We start from the raw sequence: 16,209 nt of genomic DNA on the forward strand, positions 1-16,209 counted from the left end.
TGGCTTAACGGCAAAAATTTCGTTCCCGGCATTGGCGTGGTCGGGTTGGCTCCGCCGCCCGACAGCAGCGGCTGGGGCGACCGGGGGAAATTGATGTCCGGCGTCGCTGCCGGGAGGGACAGGTATCCCCGGAGGATTTCGACCGCATCGGTCGACGGGGCGGCGGAGCCAACCCCGCGACATGGGGCGACGCGGGCGAGTTTGGTGCGGCGGAGGGCCTACTCGGTCGATTCCGGCGGGAGGACTTCGACGACGATGGCGGTGCAGTTGTCGCGGCCGGAGGCGCGGACGGCGTCGTCGACGATCCGTTGGGCGGGCGGGACGTTCGCTTCGCGGGGAGTGGGGTGGCGGATTTGTTCCTCCAGTCCGGCCGGGCCGGAACTGTCGAGGATGCCGTCGGTGCAGAGGAGGAGGCGGTCGCCCGGCTCGTATTTGATCGTGCCGAGTTGCGGTTCGGCGTTTCGGAAGCTGGCTCCGAGGGCTTTATTCAATTGATTTTTCCGGGGATGGACCCGGGCTTCGGCCGGGGTGATCCGGCCGGTTTCGACGAGCCAGGCGACGTGAGTGTGGTCTTTGGAGACCTGGTGGATTCCACCCTCGGCGGGCAGGTGGTAGATCCGGCTGTCGCCGATATGACCGAAGATGGCGGCTTCGGGGGTGAACCAGCAGAGGCTCAAAGTCGCCCCCATCCCGCGGCATTCCTCGTAGAAGAAGCCCATTCCCTCGATCGAGTCGTGGGTGCGGGAGAAGATTTCGCCGAGGAGTTCGTGGTTGCCGGAGGAAAGCCCCATGGCGGAAAGTTTGAAACTCCGCGGAAGGAGTTCGCTGATTTTGTCGACCGCGATTTTGCTGGCGAATTCCCCGGCGTTGGCTCCGCCCATGCCGTCGCTGACCGCGAACACGAAGTCGCCCATTTCGAGCGATGCCTCACCGACCTTGCCGAGATAGTGGGCGGCAAGGTGGTCGAAGGTGAGCGCGAGAAAGGCGTCCTCGTTGGTCTTGCGGACCCGGCCGACGTGGGTGCAGCCGGACCAGCGCAGGCGGGTGGCGAGGCCGGTGGGGGCGGCGGAGGCGTTGGAAACGTTACTTGAGTTCATGGCGGTTTTTGAAACCGGGATGGTCGAGCGTGAGGGTTTCGCCCGTTTCGAGGATGGTGGCGAATTCAAAATCGATCAGGCAGAAGCGGCCGAGGCGGGCGTTGTAGGTGACGTTACGGGCGAAGGCGTCCTCGTGGCGGACGCCGTATGATTCGAGTTCCGCGAACAACTCCTTCAGTTTGTCGTCGCTGATCCGGGAGACGATGTGGCCGCAGTTGGTGGTGACGATCCGCAGTTTCTCTTCATCGGCTTCCAGAAGGCGGGGAACGAACGGGCACCCCTTCTTTTCCAGGTAACGGAGGACCCGCGACTCGTTTTCGAACCGTTCTTTGGCCATCGTCCCGTTGTAGGTTTTGTGGACTCGGCCATCGAAGCCGATGTGGACGGTGGCCTGATGGGTGTCTTTGATCTCCTGCATACTGGTTAAAATTGATCGGATTACGGGGTGATCCCTGATTTACTGTCAAAAATGATACAGAATCAAGGCTCTTTTCCAAGTTGGCCCGCAATCTGCTTAAGTGATTGGCAAGTCTGGTAGCCGCCGCTGCTGTGAAAGGAAAGCGGGCTTCCCTTCCGTCAATCTCGACCAACGACAATCTTAAATCAATATGGCTAAATACAAGCTCGAATACATTTGGCTCGACGGCTACACGCCGGTGCCGAATCTCCGTGGAAAAACGCGCATCGCGTCCTCAGCTCCGAAGTCGGTCGATGACTGCCCGATGTGGGGTTTCGACGGCAGTTCGACGAAGCAGGCCGAAGGCAAGAGCTCCGATTGCATGCTCAAGCCGGTGGCCCTGTATCCGGACGCCGGACGCAAGAACGGTTTTATCGTGATGTGTGAGGTGATGATGCCGGATGGTGTCACGCCGCATCCGAGCAACCATCGCGCGACGATCGAAGATGATGCGGACGCCTGGTTCGGCCTCGAACAGGAATACTTTTTGTTCAGAAACCGCCGTCCGCTCGGCTGGCCGACCGATTTTGGTTTCCCGAGTCCGCAGGGTGAATATTACACCGGCGTCGGCTACACCAACGTCGGCAGTATCGCTCGTCAGATCGTCGAGGAGCACCTCGAACTCTGTTTGGAAGCCGGCATCAACCACGAAGGGATCAACGCCGAGGTGGCCAAAGGCCAGTGGGAATTCCAGATCTTCGACAAAGGTTCCCGCGCCTGCGCCGACGACATGTGGGTTGCCCGTTATCTGCTGCTCCGTCTTTGCGAGCGTTACGAAGTCGACGTGGAGTGGCACTGCAAGCCGTTCCTCGGCGACTGGAATGGTTCTGGAATGCACTGCAACTTCTCGACCAAGCATATGCGCGAAGTCGGGGGTAAGGAGTATTTCCTGAAGTTGATGGAAGCCTTCGAGAAGTTCAAGGACGAGCACATCGCGGCGTATGGCCCGGACAACGAAAAACGGTTGACCGGTTTCCACGAAACGCAGTCGATCGACAAGTTCTCCTGGGGCATCGCCGACCGGGGCGCTTCGATCCGCGTGCCGCACAGTTTCGTCAACAACGGTTACAAAGGTTATTTGGAAGACCGCCGTCCGAATTCGCAGGCCGATCCATATCAGATCTGCGCCCGCGTTCTCCGGACCATCAACACGGTCCCGACCGAGTAAGTGGGTCGATTATGTTTTGTGTTTCGTGTGTGTGTTGAAACCTCAAGCGGCGCCCCTTTGCGGGGGCGCCGCTTTTTTTTCTGAACCGCGGATGATTTTTATAACCGCAGATTTCGCGGATGGGCGCAGATGAAGAGTGATTTTTGTTTTGTGTATGGGACGTTGTTGCGGGGGTTCGGGAACCATTGGATCTTGCTGAAATTGGGCGGGGAATTTCAAGGGGAGGCTACGACGGTGGAGCGGTATCCGTTGGTGGTGACCGATCTGCCGTATCTGTTGGATCGGCCGGGGGAGGGGTATCGGGTCGAGGGGGAGATTTTCCGGATCCCGTCCGCGGGCTGGGAGGCTCTCGACCGTTTGGAAGGCCATCCGCACTTTTATCGGCGGCGGATCGAGCAGTTCTCGATGGGGGAGGAGATGGTTTGGGCGTGGACCTATTTTCTCGCGCTCGAAGCCCCCGGGCTGTGCCGGAGGCCCCGATTGCGGAAATTCAGTGAGGCGGGCAAGGTGCGGGATATCACCTGACGCCGGCCTCGGACAACAAACTGGAGCGGATCAACCGCAGCCGCAGCCCCCGCTTTCTCCGCCACCGCCGCAGCAGCCGCCCCCTTGCTGGGGTTTGGCGTTGGCCGCGAAATCGATGCCGAGATTGATGGTGAGCGCGGCGTTGGCTTGTCCGAGGACGCCGAGCATCGCGTCGGCGGCCTGTTCGCGTTGTTGGAACAACGGGTTCTGTTGGATCCGAATCTGGAGTTGCTCCAGCTGGCGCATGTCGCCGGAGGTGTCGAGCCCTTGTGAATGGGCGCCTTGGACCTGGGCGACCAACTGACGGTATTCGCCGAGCAGGCCGGAAACAGTCGGATCCTTTTCGAAGGATTCGTTGACGGATTGGAAGCTCTTCCACTCGGAAGATTCCTTAATGGCTTCGGCCAACTGGTTGGCGGCCGCTTCAACAGAGATCGATTCAGTAACGGACATAGCGGGTTATACTCTCACGTTTTTCCCAGATTACAAGAACGAGGGAGGCAAATTTCGAATGCCGAATTTAGAGTGGCGAAATGGAAGTAGCGACGTTGACCGTTGAACCTTGAACCTTGAACCTTGAACCAACTCGCTGGTTAGAACTGCAGTTGCGATTGGAGGTCGGAGAGATCGGTGACCGGTTTCAGGCAGTGGGGGCCGATACAGAGGAGATATCCGTCGGGGAGATCGGCGGAATCGCTTCGGAGGACGAAGATCCGGCGCCAGATTTCCTGGCGGAGCATTTCGGCCAGCGGCTTCCAGTCGGCGACGTTTTTCACTTTCAATACCGCGATGCCGTGATGCTCGGCGGTCAGGGCGCTCATCGCGTGGCCGACAGCGCTCGGAGCGCGGCGGGAATAGGCGGAGTAGGCGGCCTGCAAGCGGCTGAACTGGGTCAGGTAATCGGGTTCGCCGGTGATCGCGTGCAACGCGGAAAAGACGTGGAGGAGGGAGGAGTTCCCCGCCGGGATCGCCTTGTCGAGCCATTCCTTGCGGCGGCTCACCAGTTCCTCGTGGTCGGACGAGGTGAAAAAGAAACCGGGTTGCTCGGGGTCGGCGAACCAGGTCAGGATGCTTTGGGTGATCCGCCGGGCCCGCTCGATGAGGGTGGCGGAGAGTCCCGGTTCGAAGAAATCCGCCCGGGAGGCGAGGGCGAGCAGGGCTTCGGCGTAAAAGGCGTAGTCATCGAGATAACCGTTGAGGCGCGGCTTCTCATCGAAGATCGCATGTAAACGGTCGTCACCGAACCGGAGGTTGTCCCAAATGAAATCGGCCGCCTGCCGGGCGCGGGCGAAACAGTCGGGGCGGTCCAAGCCGAAGGCGGCCTCCGCCAACCCCCGGATAAAGAGACTGTTCCAGGACACCAGCTGCTTTTCGTCGCGGGCCGGACCGGGACGCCGGTTGCGGGCTTCGAGAAGTTTCTTCCGGGCCGGGGCGAGGCGTTCCCGTTCCTCCGGTTCGCCGACGACCAGGGCGGGGTTCGATTTGCCGTGTTCGAAATTCCCCTCCTCGGTAATGTTGTAGGCGGCGCAGAATGCTTCCCCTTCCTCGTCGCCGAGGACGGCCTTGATCTCGGACGGAGTCCAGACGGCGAATTTCCCTTCCTCCCCTTCGCTATCGGCGTCGAGCGACGAATAATAAAGCCCGTGGGGCGCCCGCATCTCCCGCTCGGCCCATTCGATCGTCTCCTCGGCGACGTTGCGGAAAAGCGGATGGCGGAATCGGTGCCAGCCCTTGACGTAGATATCGAGCAGGAGACCGTTGTCGTAGAGCATCTTTTCGAAGTGGGGGATGAGCCAAAAACGATCGACGCTGTAGCGGGCGAAACCGCCGGCGATCTGGTCGAAAATCCCACCGTGGCCCATCGCCGACAAGGTGCTTCCGACGGCCCGGTCGAAGCGGGAAGTCCGTTGGGGGTGTTCCTCCGGTTGGATTCCCCGGCGAAGTTCGAGGAGGAAGTCGAGGGTCATCGACGGCGGGAACTTCGGGGCTTCGCCGAAACCGCCGAAATCCTTGTCGTGGGTTTGGCAAATCGCGTCGCCCGCCGCGAGAAGCGCCGCGTGATTCGGTTTTCCTTCGCCGGAATCAAACGGCTCGTTCATCGCCCGGAGGTTGTGGACGATGTTGGCGGCGTTCTCCTCCAGTTGGTTTCGTTCCCGCTGGTAGAAGTCGGCGACCCGCATCAACAGTTGGGGCCATGGGACGACCCCCTGCCCCCGGTCCTCGGGCGGAAAATAGGTGCCCCCGAAAAACGGGCGGCCGTCGGGGAGGCAGAAAACATTGAGCGGCCAACCTCCGTGCCGGGTGATCATCTGGACCGCGTCCATGTAGATCTGGTCGAGGTCGGGACGTTCCTCGCGGTCGATTTTGACGCAGATGAAATGTTTGTTCATCAACCCCGCGATGTATTCGTTTTCGAATGACTCGTGGGCCATGACATGGCACCAATGGCAGGAGGAATAACCGACCGAGACCAGCAGCGGCTTGTCTTCCGCCTTCGCCTTCGCCAAGGCCTCGGGACCCCACGGATACCAATCCACGGGATTCTCCGCGTGTTGTTTCAAATATAGACTCGGTTCCTCGGCGAGACGGTTTGGCATATCGGTTGCGGTTCGGACGGATGTTGCAGAAAATTGGTTTAAACGTGACCATCTACCATACTCGGATTTGCCAAGGCAAACGAGACCGGAATTAGAATTCACTTCAATCACTTGGTTGGAGTTCCGCCTGTAGGCGGTCACCTCATCAAAGACCGGCTGAAGCCGCCGAGCGTGGGTAACATCGTCGGACAAAAAGCACTACGCGGGGGTTGACAAGATCCGTGGCTTCGGCATTTCTTTCTCCTGCAATGAAAACCCGGAAAGGAAAGGAGAACGAGACGATGGACGACGACCCTGGAAGTAGTCGTAAGGCGTTGCGCTGTCTCCGCCGGAGTTTTCTCCCGGTGGACGGTTCTCGCGGGTTTCGCGGCCGTCGCAAGGCTTAGCCTTGTTTGTCTCGGTTTTTTCCTCGTTTCCCGCTAGAGTCGTTCTGCGGGCTAAAAAGCAGGAATGACCGAAACATGAATAGAGCAATACTGGAAGAAAAGATTCACCGTTTTCTGGATGGCCGGAATGCAGATGAACTCAAACTGCTGGTCGAGGAACTACACCCCTCGGTGACCGCCGAGGCATTGGAGGCGTTCACCTCTGCCGATGCCGGATTCGTCCTCGGGCTTCTCACTCCGCGGAAACGGGCCGAGCTGTTCGGGTTCTTTTCGCCGGAGCGTCAGATCGAGCTCATGGCGGAAATGGATGAGAAGGCGGCGACCGAGGTAATTACTTATTTGTCGCACGACGAACGGGTCGACCTTCTGGGAGAGTTGGCCGAAGACCGTCGCGACGCTTTGGTGAAGAGGCTGGCTCAGAAGGAGCGCGAAGACGTCCTTCGCCTGGAGTCGTATGAGGAAGGAGAAATCGGGGCGATCATGACTTCCGATTATGTCGCTCTGAACGCCGACATGACGGCCGGGCAGGCCTTGGACAAGATCCGTCGCGAGGCGCCCGACGCGGAGACCATTTATTATGGATACGTCGTCGATGCGGAGCGTCACTTGGTCGGTGTCCTTTCCTTGAAACATCTCATTCTGGCCAAGCCGGACGCGCGGGTGGAGGAGATCATGCGGCGAGGGGTGATTACGCTCCACACCCGGGCTCCGGTCGAAGAGGCGGTCCGGGAATTGCGCAAAGCCGATTTGATCGCGTTGCCGGTTCTCGACCGCCAGGGAAAAATGGTCGGCATCGTCACCCATGACGACGTCCATGACGTTCAGGAAGAAGAAGCGACCGACGACTTCCACCGGATGGCCGCCGCGCCGGGCTTGACGACGATGAGCATGCGGAGCGCGACCGTGGTCCAAATGATCCAGAAACGGTTGCCATGGCTCTTGGTCCTCGTCTTCGTCAACATCTTCTCCGGAGCCGGGATCGCTTTCTTCGAAGACACCATCGAAGCGGTGGTGGCGCTTGTATTCTTCCTTCCACTACTGATCGACAGCGGAGGCAACGCCGGATCGCAGTCGGCCACTTTGATGGTCCGCGCCTTGGCGGTCGGCGATGTTCGGATGCGCGATTGGTTTTACTTCTTGCGGCGGGAAGTCGGAATCGCTCTAACGATGGGCTTGGTGATGGGGTTGGCGGTATCGGCGGTGGCGATGGTGCGCGCTCCGGAAGTGGCGGTCGTCGTCGCTTTGACGATGGTCTGCACGATCATGGTTGGAAGTCTGATCGGCATGGTTTTGCCGTTCATCCTGACCCGGTTCAAAATGGATCCGGCGACGGCCAGTGCGCCGTTGATCACCTCCCTGGCCGATATCTCCGGGGTCATCATTTATTTCAGCATTGCCACTTGGTATCTGGGGTTGGCAGTTTGATTCGCTTGAAAAGGAGAAACCAGAAATGACATTGCCTAAATTCTCTCTCTATCCCGTAGCCGCGACCGGCTTCTTCGCCGCCGCCGTGTCGGCGCATGCTGCGTATCCATTATTGGTGGACGACGCCGCCATCGTCGGGCCGGGTGAAACCGAGGTCGTGACCTTTTACGAAGGAAGCTTTGCGTCGGGTGAACGCCTGCACGCTTTCCCGGTGGAAATTACCCATGGGTTCCATCCTCGGTTCGAAGCCGGGATCGGCTTCGGTTTCCAAATCCTCGACGACCGGGATGCCGGCGAGCGGGAAAGCGGATTGCTCGATACGATTCTCGCGGTCAAAGCGATGTTGGCCGAGCAAGGGGCTAACCGTCCGTTCGCCTTGGCGGTGGAAGGGGCGGTCAGTCTGCCGACCGCTTCGGAAAGCCGGGGACTCGGCGACGGCAATGTCGATTTCGGGATCAATTTCGCGGCGACGCGCGAATGGGATCGGACGGCGCTCGACGTGAATCTCGGTTATCTTTTCGCGGAACACTTCCGCGGTCGACGTTCGGACGGAGACGAATGGTTCATTGGCACGGCGGTTCGTCACATGACGACGGATACGGTCGAAGTGTTCGGTGAGGCGTTTGTGGAGATTCCCTCGGGGTCGACTAGCGGGACGGTGGCCACGGCCCGTTTCGGTGCCAACTGGGAGACTCCGGCCGGATGGATGCTCGGGGGCGGGGTCGGGCCTTCGTTCGGAACCGACTCCCCGGATTTCATCGTTACCGCCGGAGCGACCTGGATGTTTTGAGACCGCGGATCGCCAGCGATCGATCCGTCGGTGAGGCCGGGCGACCCGGTTGGGAAACCGGCGGGGCCGGGAGTCTTTTTTCGGTTCCGCCGGTTGCCCGGCCTTTGGCGGTATGACCTTTTGGGAAGCGGTCTTATTGGGGATCGTGCAGGGCGTCTTCATGTTCGTGCCGGTCAGTTCGACGGCGCATCTGGTGCTCGCCCAGCATCTCCTGATCCTGATGGGCTCAGACATTCCGCCCCCGGAAAGCGCCGAAATGGTCCTGTTCGACTTGGTGGTCCATCTTGGCACCCTGGTCTCGATCGTCATTGTTTTTCGACGCAGCCTGACGATCTTTCTCCTGCGGATGATGGAGGAGACGCGCGACTGGATCCGGGGACGGCGGTGCGCGATTCCCGACGGTTTGTATGCCCGGTTGTTCGCCTTGGGACTGCTGACCACGTTCGTGACCGGCACGGTCGGGCTTGTTTTGAAGGTGTTCTTCGAGACCGGATTCGCCAATCCCGCTTGGTTGGGGGCGACGTTCACCATCACCGGTGGCCTGCTCTGGTGGACGGATAAGTTGAAACCGCGTCGGGTCGGCTTGCGTCAGATTGGAGTGAAAGTCGCGGTGGTCATCGGATTGGCCCAGGCGGCGGCGCTGATGCCGGGGTTGAGTCGAAGTGGAATGACGATCGTTTTCGCGCTGTTGATGGGGCTCCGCCGGAGATGGGCCGCCGAATACAGTTTCTTCGTCGCGTTTCCGACGATCATCGCGGCGAGTTTGGTGCAAAGTCTCCTGGTGATGCGCGACCGGGGAGTGGAAGGATTCGATTTGGTTCCTTTACTGACCGGCTTCGTGGTGGCGGGGATCGTCGGCGCGGGGGCTTTGAAGCTGGTGGTCGCGCTTTTGCACCGGGCGCAATTGAAGTGGTTTTCGCTGTATTTGTGGGCGTTGGCGATCCTGGTGCTTTTCGGATTCTTCGAGCGGTTTTGACCACGCGGGCGCGGCGACCCGGGCGAGCGTCGGGTTTCGCGGAAAAAGCGGATTGGGATATCTGCGGAGCAAGGGTGTCCGTGCCGGGAGGATTCCGGCCTCGGGCGAAACCCGGGGGGCAGCGGATCCGGGCGGAGCGGCCTTCGTGTATCCGCCGGTTAGCCAAGTGGATAGGGAACGTGGCGCACGGAACCGGCTCGCCGGATGCTGGAGTATAGGCGCGGGTGCGGGCAAGCCGGGCGCCGGATCAACCTTGTTGGAGGTGGGGCGGAGCTCTATCCTTGTGGCTTATGCGATCAAGAAATTTCTCCCTGAATCGTCTTGGGATATTCCTCGGGCTCTGGATCTTCCAAACCCTCTTGTTTTCCGTCGGCTCGGCGGCCGAGGAGGAGAAGGGCCTCGTCTACTACGTGGTCGACCGGTCGGGAGCGGTGATTACCCATCAGTTGACGGAGTCGGTTCGCCATGCGATTACCGGTCATGCTTCCCAGCTTCCGGAAGAGACTGAAGTCCGGTTGGTTTTTTTCTCGCGTCAAGGCACGGAAGTGGCGGTTTGGCCACGGATGAATCGCGGCGCCAAACGCGAGTTCGCGGAATATTTCCGGCAGAATTTCGTTCCGGCCACGATTTCGCAACCTCGGTCGGCGACGGCCCGGGGGAGTCTGCGGCAGTTGCCGGGTGGCCCGAAGCGTCTCTATGACACGGTTTACGAAGCGATGGAGGATTTGCAGGCTTCACGTGACCGCTATCAATATGTGAACGTCTTGGTGTTTTCCGATGGCGAAGACAATTGGTCGAATCGATTTCGGAGTTGGCATGATATCGAGCCGGCTTATCGGCAATTGGCCTCTCGCCATGAAAACAGTTTCGTGTACTGGATCACCTTGGAATTCGACCCGGCCGATCCACCGCCTTCATGGGTGCGGCATCGTTCCCACCCTCCGGGAAAAGCCGAAATCGCGATTCCTGAGCCTCCTCCTCAAGCGAATTTCGTTTCCAATCGGCGCCAAGTGCGAGCCGGTGAACCAGTTCGGTTCAGGCACGTTGCCCGGGGTGGAGCGGTGGAGCGGTTCGAGTGGGATTTTGGAGACGGCCGGGGATCCACCGAGCAAAATCCGGAACACCGGTTCGAGCGGGAAGGGCTTTACTCGGTTTCTTTGCGGGTCATCGGTTCCGGCGGTGAAGCCGAAGAAGTGCGAAAGGACTTCATTCAGGTGGCCGCGGTGGTTCCGCTGACCGCCCGCATGGGCCCACTGCCGGAGCGGATTCAAGTGGGCGAGACCTTGCGTTTGGAAGATTATTCCGAAGGAGAGCCGGAGTCATGGCAATGGTTGGTAGACGGGGAGCCGCTTTCGAGCGAGCCGCGTGCCGAGTTGCCGTTGGAAGAGGCGGGTGAATTCGAGATCGCCTTGCGGGTGGGCAAGCAGGACGAAGAGGATATCGCCACCACCCGTCTGACGGTTCTGCCGCCTCCACCGATCGCGGATTTCGAGGTTCGGCCGGAAGAGTCGACGTTCGGGGAAACGGTCGTGTTTGCCGCCGGGGAGACTCAGGATGACTGGGAGCACCGCTGGACCATCGACGGGGAAGTGACTCTCACGGGATCCCAGGTGGAATGGACTTCCGACCGGTATGGGTTGTTGCGGGTGGTCCACGTCGTCGAAGGCCCCGGTGGGCTCTCCAGGGAAACCGATGGTTTTTTCGTGCATGAGCCGCCGGAGATTCTGCCTTCGGCCCAATTTGCCATGACCTCCCGTTTTTTCCATCAAGGGGAGACGATCACCTTCCGGGCCGAAGAGACAGGTGACGGATGGAACCACCATTGGGTGGTCGACGGAGAAGTGTTGGGCGAAGGTCCGGAGTGGTCGTGGGAAGCGGATCGGACCGGTCAGATAGTGATCATTCATCGTATAGAAACTCCGGATACGTCCGGGTATTTTGAGGAAAAGCGCGAGTTGGTCGGGCAGGACCATGGGTTGGTGCAGGTGGCGTTTTCGACCTCGCGCGAGTCGGGAGTCTTTCCTTTGAAGGTTGATTTTACCGACGAATCGGATGGTTTGGCGGCGGCTTATTTCTGGGATTTCGGGGACGGAAACACATCGACCGAGCGCAATCCGACGCATACCTATCGCGAGGCTGGAAATTATGCCGTGGTTCTATCGGTCACGAATCCTCAGGGGAGAGTGACGTCCAACGTGACTCCCGTTTCGATTGCGGTGGCCCCACCGATGCCGTTTTGGCAAAAGGTGCTAATTGGAGCGGTGGCCGCAGTGATCGTGTGGGTTTGGCTGATCGTGCCCAATGTGTTGCGGCCGTTGTTCGCGCTGGAGAAAGGGACGAAGTTGGTCGGAGCCCGCACCTATTACTTGCACGGCCTTCGGGAACGCGGTGTTTCCCGGTTTTTCTGGCCGAAGACTAAAGCGACGATCGGGACTATCGCGCAGGCCGACATCCGGGTGTCGACAGCTGAAGGGAAGCGGGAAAATCTTGCGGTAATCGCCCGGACGCCGGGTTCGTCCAGTTATTCGATTCGGCCGATCCGGGACGGTGCGGTTTTCAAGTTTGAGAAACGAACCAGTCTGACCGCTCCGGAGTCGGAGGAGAAGGTGAAGGTGACCCGAGCCAGGATTCTCAAGGACGGCGAATCCTTTGAAATCGGCGGCGAGCGAATGACTTGGTGCAAGCCGGTTTCCCGTCGCGTTCGCCGCCCGGTCAAACGCGGAGCTCTGGCCCGCGCCTGAGCACGGGTCGAACATTCACCTGAAGTCTTTCCCGCGACAATCCCTGACCCGATCGGGTCAGGGATTGTCGCAAGGAGGATCGGTGGCCCGGTGGGAGAGTTGGTGTTCAAACGGGGGGCAGCAGTGGGAAAAAATAGGGGGGAAGGGGAAAAAGGAGGTTTACTTCGCCCGAATTGTCGCTTTATTTGGAACGATCATTGCCCGGATGGCGGAATTGGCAGACGCGCCAGACTCAAAATCTGGTTCCTTCGGGAGTGCCGGTTCGACCCCGGCTCCGGGTACCACTCGCTGAGTATCAGCGAGTTGCGAATGTGGGCATTTTGTTTTTTGACGAGGAACGCCTGTTGTGGTTACACCACGGTTACACCTTTTGTGCTTTTGAAACCTCTTCTTTTCGGTTTTTTGCTCGGCATAACTAAAAGAAAAAAGCTCCTTTCCCGGCGGAGGGGCGATTATTTTTTTTCCGTTGGGTCATCGACGCCCTTACGTCTGTCGCCGTGCAGCCGGTGCTGGCGGCCCGCCCGCAGACGGCGTGATCCCGAACCATAAACGGCTCCTCGTGGGACCTAGAGGACCCGACGGTTCTTCGTTCCGACAGCTAAACAGCTAAAAGAAAGGCCTCCCACCTTCCCCCTACGCGAGGGGCCGGCCTTTCTTTCTTCCGTCCCTTTAATCCATCGGCACCCGTAGGCGCCAGTCGCCGCTCCCCGGGCAAAAGGCCATCGACTGAATGGTGAAGTCGTGGGTGACCGGCGACGCGCCAGTTTTGCCAATGCCTCGTCCAAGGTCACCGGGATTCCCTTCTTCAATCGTCTGAGCAAGGCCTGGTAGCGGGGCCGGGTATCGTTCAGCCAGTCCTGCCCGAACTCATCGGTGGTGATTTCCCGCCCGTTCAAGCCGCGGTTCTCGACCCCCGCGAAATGGTTGGTTTAGACCAACACGCCGTTCTCCCCGGTGCGCCGAGAGGTCTCCGGGCCGAATCCCTGAAGGACCACCTGCTCCGAGGGTCGCCGTCCGACCACATGGGCGAAGAACGGGGTGAAGGTCTGGTATTCCTCCAGCCGCCTCAGCAACTGCGAGTAGGTCCCGAAACCGTCGCAGACCGCCCGCAGACGCTGCGCGACCGGCGCCTGGCCCAATTGGAACGGCAGCGCGTGCGATGGGGCCTGGTTCAACGTCAGCGCCCAGTTGCCCGGCCGCATCGCGGAGAGGATTCCGGTCATGCCGGCGACGCCCAGGGAAAGGTAGCTTTTGCGGCCGTGGTGAAAGCGGACCACGACGGCGTATTTCCCGACTCCCACCGGAGCGATCGAATGAGCGATGAGGGAGTCCAGGCGCGGGGCGATTTCGTTCACCAACATGTCTCCGGTTGCAGTATCCATGTGTTGTTCCTCGAATTGATAACCGCGTACGCAAAAAAACCGCCGGAGGGAGCGGTCGTCCCCACCGGCGGTTGAAAGAAGATAAGAGTTATCCTGTCACGTATTTATAACACGGATACTGATGGTGTTCCGGATTCGGCGACCCGCCCTATGCGCGGCTCCCTGCGCCTTCGATTCTGGCTACTGCTTCCTAAACTGGCGGCCGGGGATCTTCGGCAAAACCGAAACCCGGTTCGTTTTTCCTACTTTAGGTTCGGATTGGATGATGCCACTACCTCCACGGGCGTTGCGAGAACGACTCGGCTGCACGGGTCCTCCGCTGCCAGACACGCCAGGACTCACGGAGACCGTCCCCGGGGAAATTCCGGCCCTCTCATTCGACGGGTCATTTTGACCTTTCGAGGTTTTGTGTTCCCACGGCCGACCCGCGACGTTTCTTCAAACTTGGTCCTCGCTGGAAATATGCGGGACCCAAATTCGTCGCGACGGCCGTGCTGACTTCAGCCTCGGTTTGAACGGCCCGGTCATCTACTGATAAGGTATGGCAAGACGGAACGGCTTGCCGCTCAATGCCAGGCTTCGGAAGGCGCGACAGGCTGACACGCGGGCGTTAAGCCATCGTTAGCCGGTCAGCAGCGAATTTTATCTGCGCCCGTAAAAGTGGGCGCTGCGGCTCCAGCAAGGCAGAATGCGACGAAAACCGACAGGTGGAGCGGCCGGTGTGCGAGGGGGTGGTTGGGATGGTTTCATGGCAGTTAAAGGTATCAGACTATGTCAACTGAACCCATTCGGGGTGGCAAATCTTTGCTTTACAGCAAAGAAGACAAAGTTTGTCCTATTCGGATAAGCTTTGATTGTTCACTCTCGCGAGATTTCGATCAGACCCCACGGCTCGAGGAAGGGAATTCTCAACCGGAGTTCACCTCCGTCGTGCTCCGGCGTGAGAATGGTCTCTTCTACAAGGCGCTCGAAACGGCTGGTTGCATTGGCGAGAGCGTGGGCGTCCGCATCGTAGGGGACGGGCATGCGAAGGCGGAAGACGAGTGAATCCGGGTCGGTAAATGCCGTTGCGTCGATCACAAGGGTGAATGGCTCTGGGTCTGTGCGTTCGATGTTTTCCGATGGCGAATACATCCGGATGCGTTCACCGGAAGGGGTGCGGAAGTGGCTCGGTGCCCCCGGCGGTGACTTTGACCGACCCCAGTCGACGAGGTGTAGAAGAACCGGCTGTTCGGGACGGTGAATTGGGGCATGGGCAAACCCGTAAACCCCGCCGCTGCCCCCCTCTGTGCGGATCGCTTCAATCCCCGGGCTTTCCCCTTCAATCCCCGGGCCGAAGGCGGCACCTTCGCTATAACCGTGCCAGTCGTGGGCGCGCACGAAGGCGTAAAGGTCGGCGATGTCGGCGGGCTGAACAAAATATCGGCTGCGGCCGTCCGGCGACTGATCGAAGACATCCCAGGGGACCTTGCCGATCATGCCGCAGGCATACGCCGTGGCCACGACGCGGCGCAGGAGGGTGGTTTTAGCGGTTTCTGAGACGGGTTGCGCTCGTGTCTTCGGCGGACCGAGGACTTGCACTTTCCCTACCTCGCGCGCGATCCGGCTCCGTTGCCAGATATGCACGGGATTCGCCGTCTCAAGAAGCAACTCGGAAATGGCGAAGTCAAATTCGCGATGGTAGCTCTCCCACATTTGCAGGGAGCTGTTGTTGGCGGAAAAGGTCAGGCTATCGCCGCCGTAATCCTTGATCTCCGCGAGGAAACGGTTCCAAAAGGCCGTCGTCGTCTCTTCCCAATACCGTATCCAATAAGGTTTGACGGGGCAGTCGAAGTGGGCGAAGTCGTCACCGGCGGGCGCACCCGCGGCGCGGAGGTGTTCCGCGTAGTCGAAAGCCGCAACATCGTCGATTCCGAGGACCTTTAGTTCGGCGGTATTCAGATTGTTGGCCAGCCATTTCCGGAAGCCCGCGATTCCGGTCGGGGAAAACCCGCCGCCGTAGCGTTCGGCGGCAAACACGGGAGATTCGGGTTCATCGCGGTGCAAGGTTTCCGCGCCCCAGTCGATGATGCGGCGGTAGTAGGCGAGGTGGTGTTCGTAGAAGGCGGGGTTGGATGGATCGCCGATACCGCGGAACTCGTCCCAGGCCCGCATGTGCGGTTGCACGACCGGATTGCCATCGAGATCGAGCATGTGGGTGTCCCTCGGTTGCTGCGGAAACGCGCGAATGGAGCCGTGCAGACTCGCCGATCCCGCTCCGCCGAAGATCACCCCTGAACGCCGGACCTGCCGGATGTTCGTGCGGTCGCGTTCGTCGAAGTCGATATAGGTCCACTCGAGGCGGTTGGCGTGAAAGTCCCGGATGGCCTGGAACGGATCCATTAGTGATCCGGGCGCGACGTCGCGGAATTCGAGTGTGCGCATCGTCACGTCGTTGGGCCCCGGACCGATCCGCTCAAAAGCGGGGACGGAGCGGGCTGTCTCATGAAAGATCGACCAATCGGCCACGAGCGCCGGTGCCGCGATCGTGCAGGTGAATGCGGCGCTGAGTGACCCTGCGAGAAAGTGTAATGGGCGGGGCCGGAGAAGAGTGCGGAATCGGGCGTTGATCATCGTCGCGATAAAGTCTGGCGGTCAGACGGTTAAAACGGAATCTTCCGTGACT

General features: G+C 59.9%; 12 protein-coding genes and 1 tRNA gene. 7 read left to right on the top strand and 6 right to left on the bottom strand.

What is annotated here, in order from left to right; genetic code table 11:
* Positions 1-218: 218 nt before the first annotated feature.
* Complete coding sequence (locus ACWUI2_RS07495) at positions 219-1,097, bottom strand: PP2C family protein-serine/threonine phosphatase (RefSeq protein WP_486982235.1); 879 nt, start codon at positions 1,095-1,097, stop codon at positions 219-221.
* Positions 1,084-1,515, bottom strand: a complete 432-nt coding sequence (locus tag ACWUI2_RS07500; RefSeq protein ID WP_486982236.1) for a BUD32 family EKC/KEOPS complex subunit — start codon at positions 1,513-1,515, stop codon at positions 1,084-1,086. Before ACWUI2_RS07500 ends, ACWUI2_RS07495 begins: the two co-directional genes overlap by 14 nt.
* A 190-nt stretch (positions 1,516-1,705) precedes the next feature.
* Here ACWUI2_RS07500 and ACWUI2_RS07505 point away from each other — a divergent pair, with 190 nt between their 5' ends.
* Together ACWUI2_RS07505 and ACWUI2_RS07510 are read left to right on the top strand one after the other, a co-directional pair.
* Positions 1,706-2,722, top strand: coding sequence for a glutamine synthetase beta-grasp domain-containing protein (locus tag ACWUI2_RS07505; RefSeq protein WP_486982237.1), 1,017 nt, complete (start codon positions 1,706-1,708; stop codon positions 2,720-2,722).
* A 129-nt stretch (positions 2,723-2,851) separates the two neighbouring features.
* Positions 2,852-3,247, top strand: a complete 396-nt coding sequence (locus ACWUI2_RS07510) for a gamma-glutamylcyclotransferase family protein (protein ID WP_486982238.1) — start codon at positions 2,852-2,854, stop codon at positions 3,245-3,247.
* 30 nt (positions 3,248-3,277) lie between these two features.
* On the opposite strand, the gene ACWUI2_RS07515 is transcribed toward ACWUI2_RS07510, so the two are convergent.
* Together ACWUI2_RS07515 and ACWUI2_RS07520 are read right to left on the bottom strand one after the other, a co-directional pair.
* Positions 3,278-3,700 carry a YlbF/YmcA family competence regulator gene (locus ACWUI2_RS07515; protein WP_486982239.1) on the bottom strand — a complete coding sequence of 141 codons (423 nt, stop codon included), beginning with the start codon at positions 3,698-3,700 and terminating at the stop codon, positions 3,278-3,280.
* A gap of 140 nt (positions 3,701-3,840) precedes the next feature.
* Positions 3,841-5,844, bottom strand: coding sequence for a thioredoxin domain-containing protein (locus tag ACWUI2_RS07520; RefSeq protein ID WP_486982240.1), 2,004 nt, complete (start codon positions 5,842-5,844; stop codon positions 3,841-3,843).
* 461 nt (positions 5,845-6,305) lie between these two features.
* Here ACWUI2_RS07520 and mgtE point away from each other — a divergent pair, with 461 nt between their 5' ends.
* From mgtE to ACWUI2_RS07545, 5 genes are all read left to right on the top strand, one after another.
* Positions 6,306-7,655 carry a magnesium transporter gene (gene mgtE / locus ACWUI2_RS07525; RefSeq protein WP_486982241.1) on the top strand — a complete coding sequence of 450 codons (1,350 nt, stop codon included), beginning with the start codon at positions 6,306-6,308 and terminating at the stop codon, positions 7,653-7,655.
* A 25-nt stretch (positions 7,656-7,680) separates the two neighbouring features.
* Complete coding sequence (locus ACWUI2_RS07530; protein ID WP_486982242.1) at positions 7,681-8,445, top strand: transporter; 765 nt, start codon at positions 7,681-7,683, stop codon at positions 8,443-8,445.
* Positions 8,446-8,557: 112 nt separating this feature from the next.
* Positions 8,558-9,421 carry an undecaprenyl-diphosphate phosphatase gene (locus ACWUI2_RS07535; RefSeq protein ID WP_486982243.1) on the top strand — a complete coding sequence of 288 codons (864 nt, stop codon included), beginning with the start codon at positions 8,558-8,560 and terminating at the stop codon, positions 9,419-9,421.
* A 290-nt stretch (positions 9,422-9,711) separates the two neighbouring features.
* Positions 9,712-12,162: a PKD domain-containing protein gene (locus ACWUI2_RS07540; protein WP_486982244.1), complete on the top strand. Its 2,451-nt coding sequence runs from the start codon at positions 9,712-9,714 to the stop codon at positions 12,160-12,162.
* Positions 12,163-12,361: 199 nt separating this feature from the next.
* Positions 12,362-12,446: transfer RNA gene (locus ACWUI2_RS07545), tRNA-Leu, on the top strand.
* Between the two features lie 645 nt (positions 12,447-13,091).
* Here ACWUI2_RS07545 and ACWUI2_RS07550 read toward each other — a convergent pair.
* Positions 13,092-13,544 carry a hypothetical protein gene (locus tag ACWUI2_RS07550; RefSeq protein WP_486982245.1) on the bottom strand — a complete coding sequence of 151 codons (453 nt, stop codon included), beginning with the start codon at positions 13,542-13,544 and terminating at the stop codon, positions 13,092-13,094.
* 858 nt (positions 13,545-14,402) lie between these two features.
* Positions 14,403-16,157, bottom strand: coding sequence for a hypothetical protein (locus ACWUI2_RS07555; protein ID WP_486982246.1), 1,755 nt, complete (start codon positions 16,155-16,157; stop codon positions 14,403-14,405).
* Positions 16,158-16,209 lie beyond the last annotated feature (52 nt).

The sequence above is a fragment of the Verruconatronum alginivorum genome (assembly GCF_056590205.1).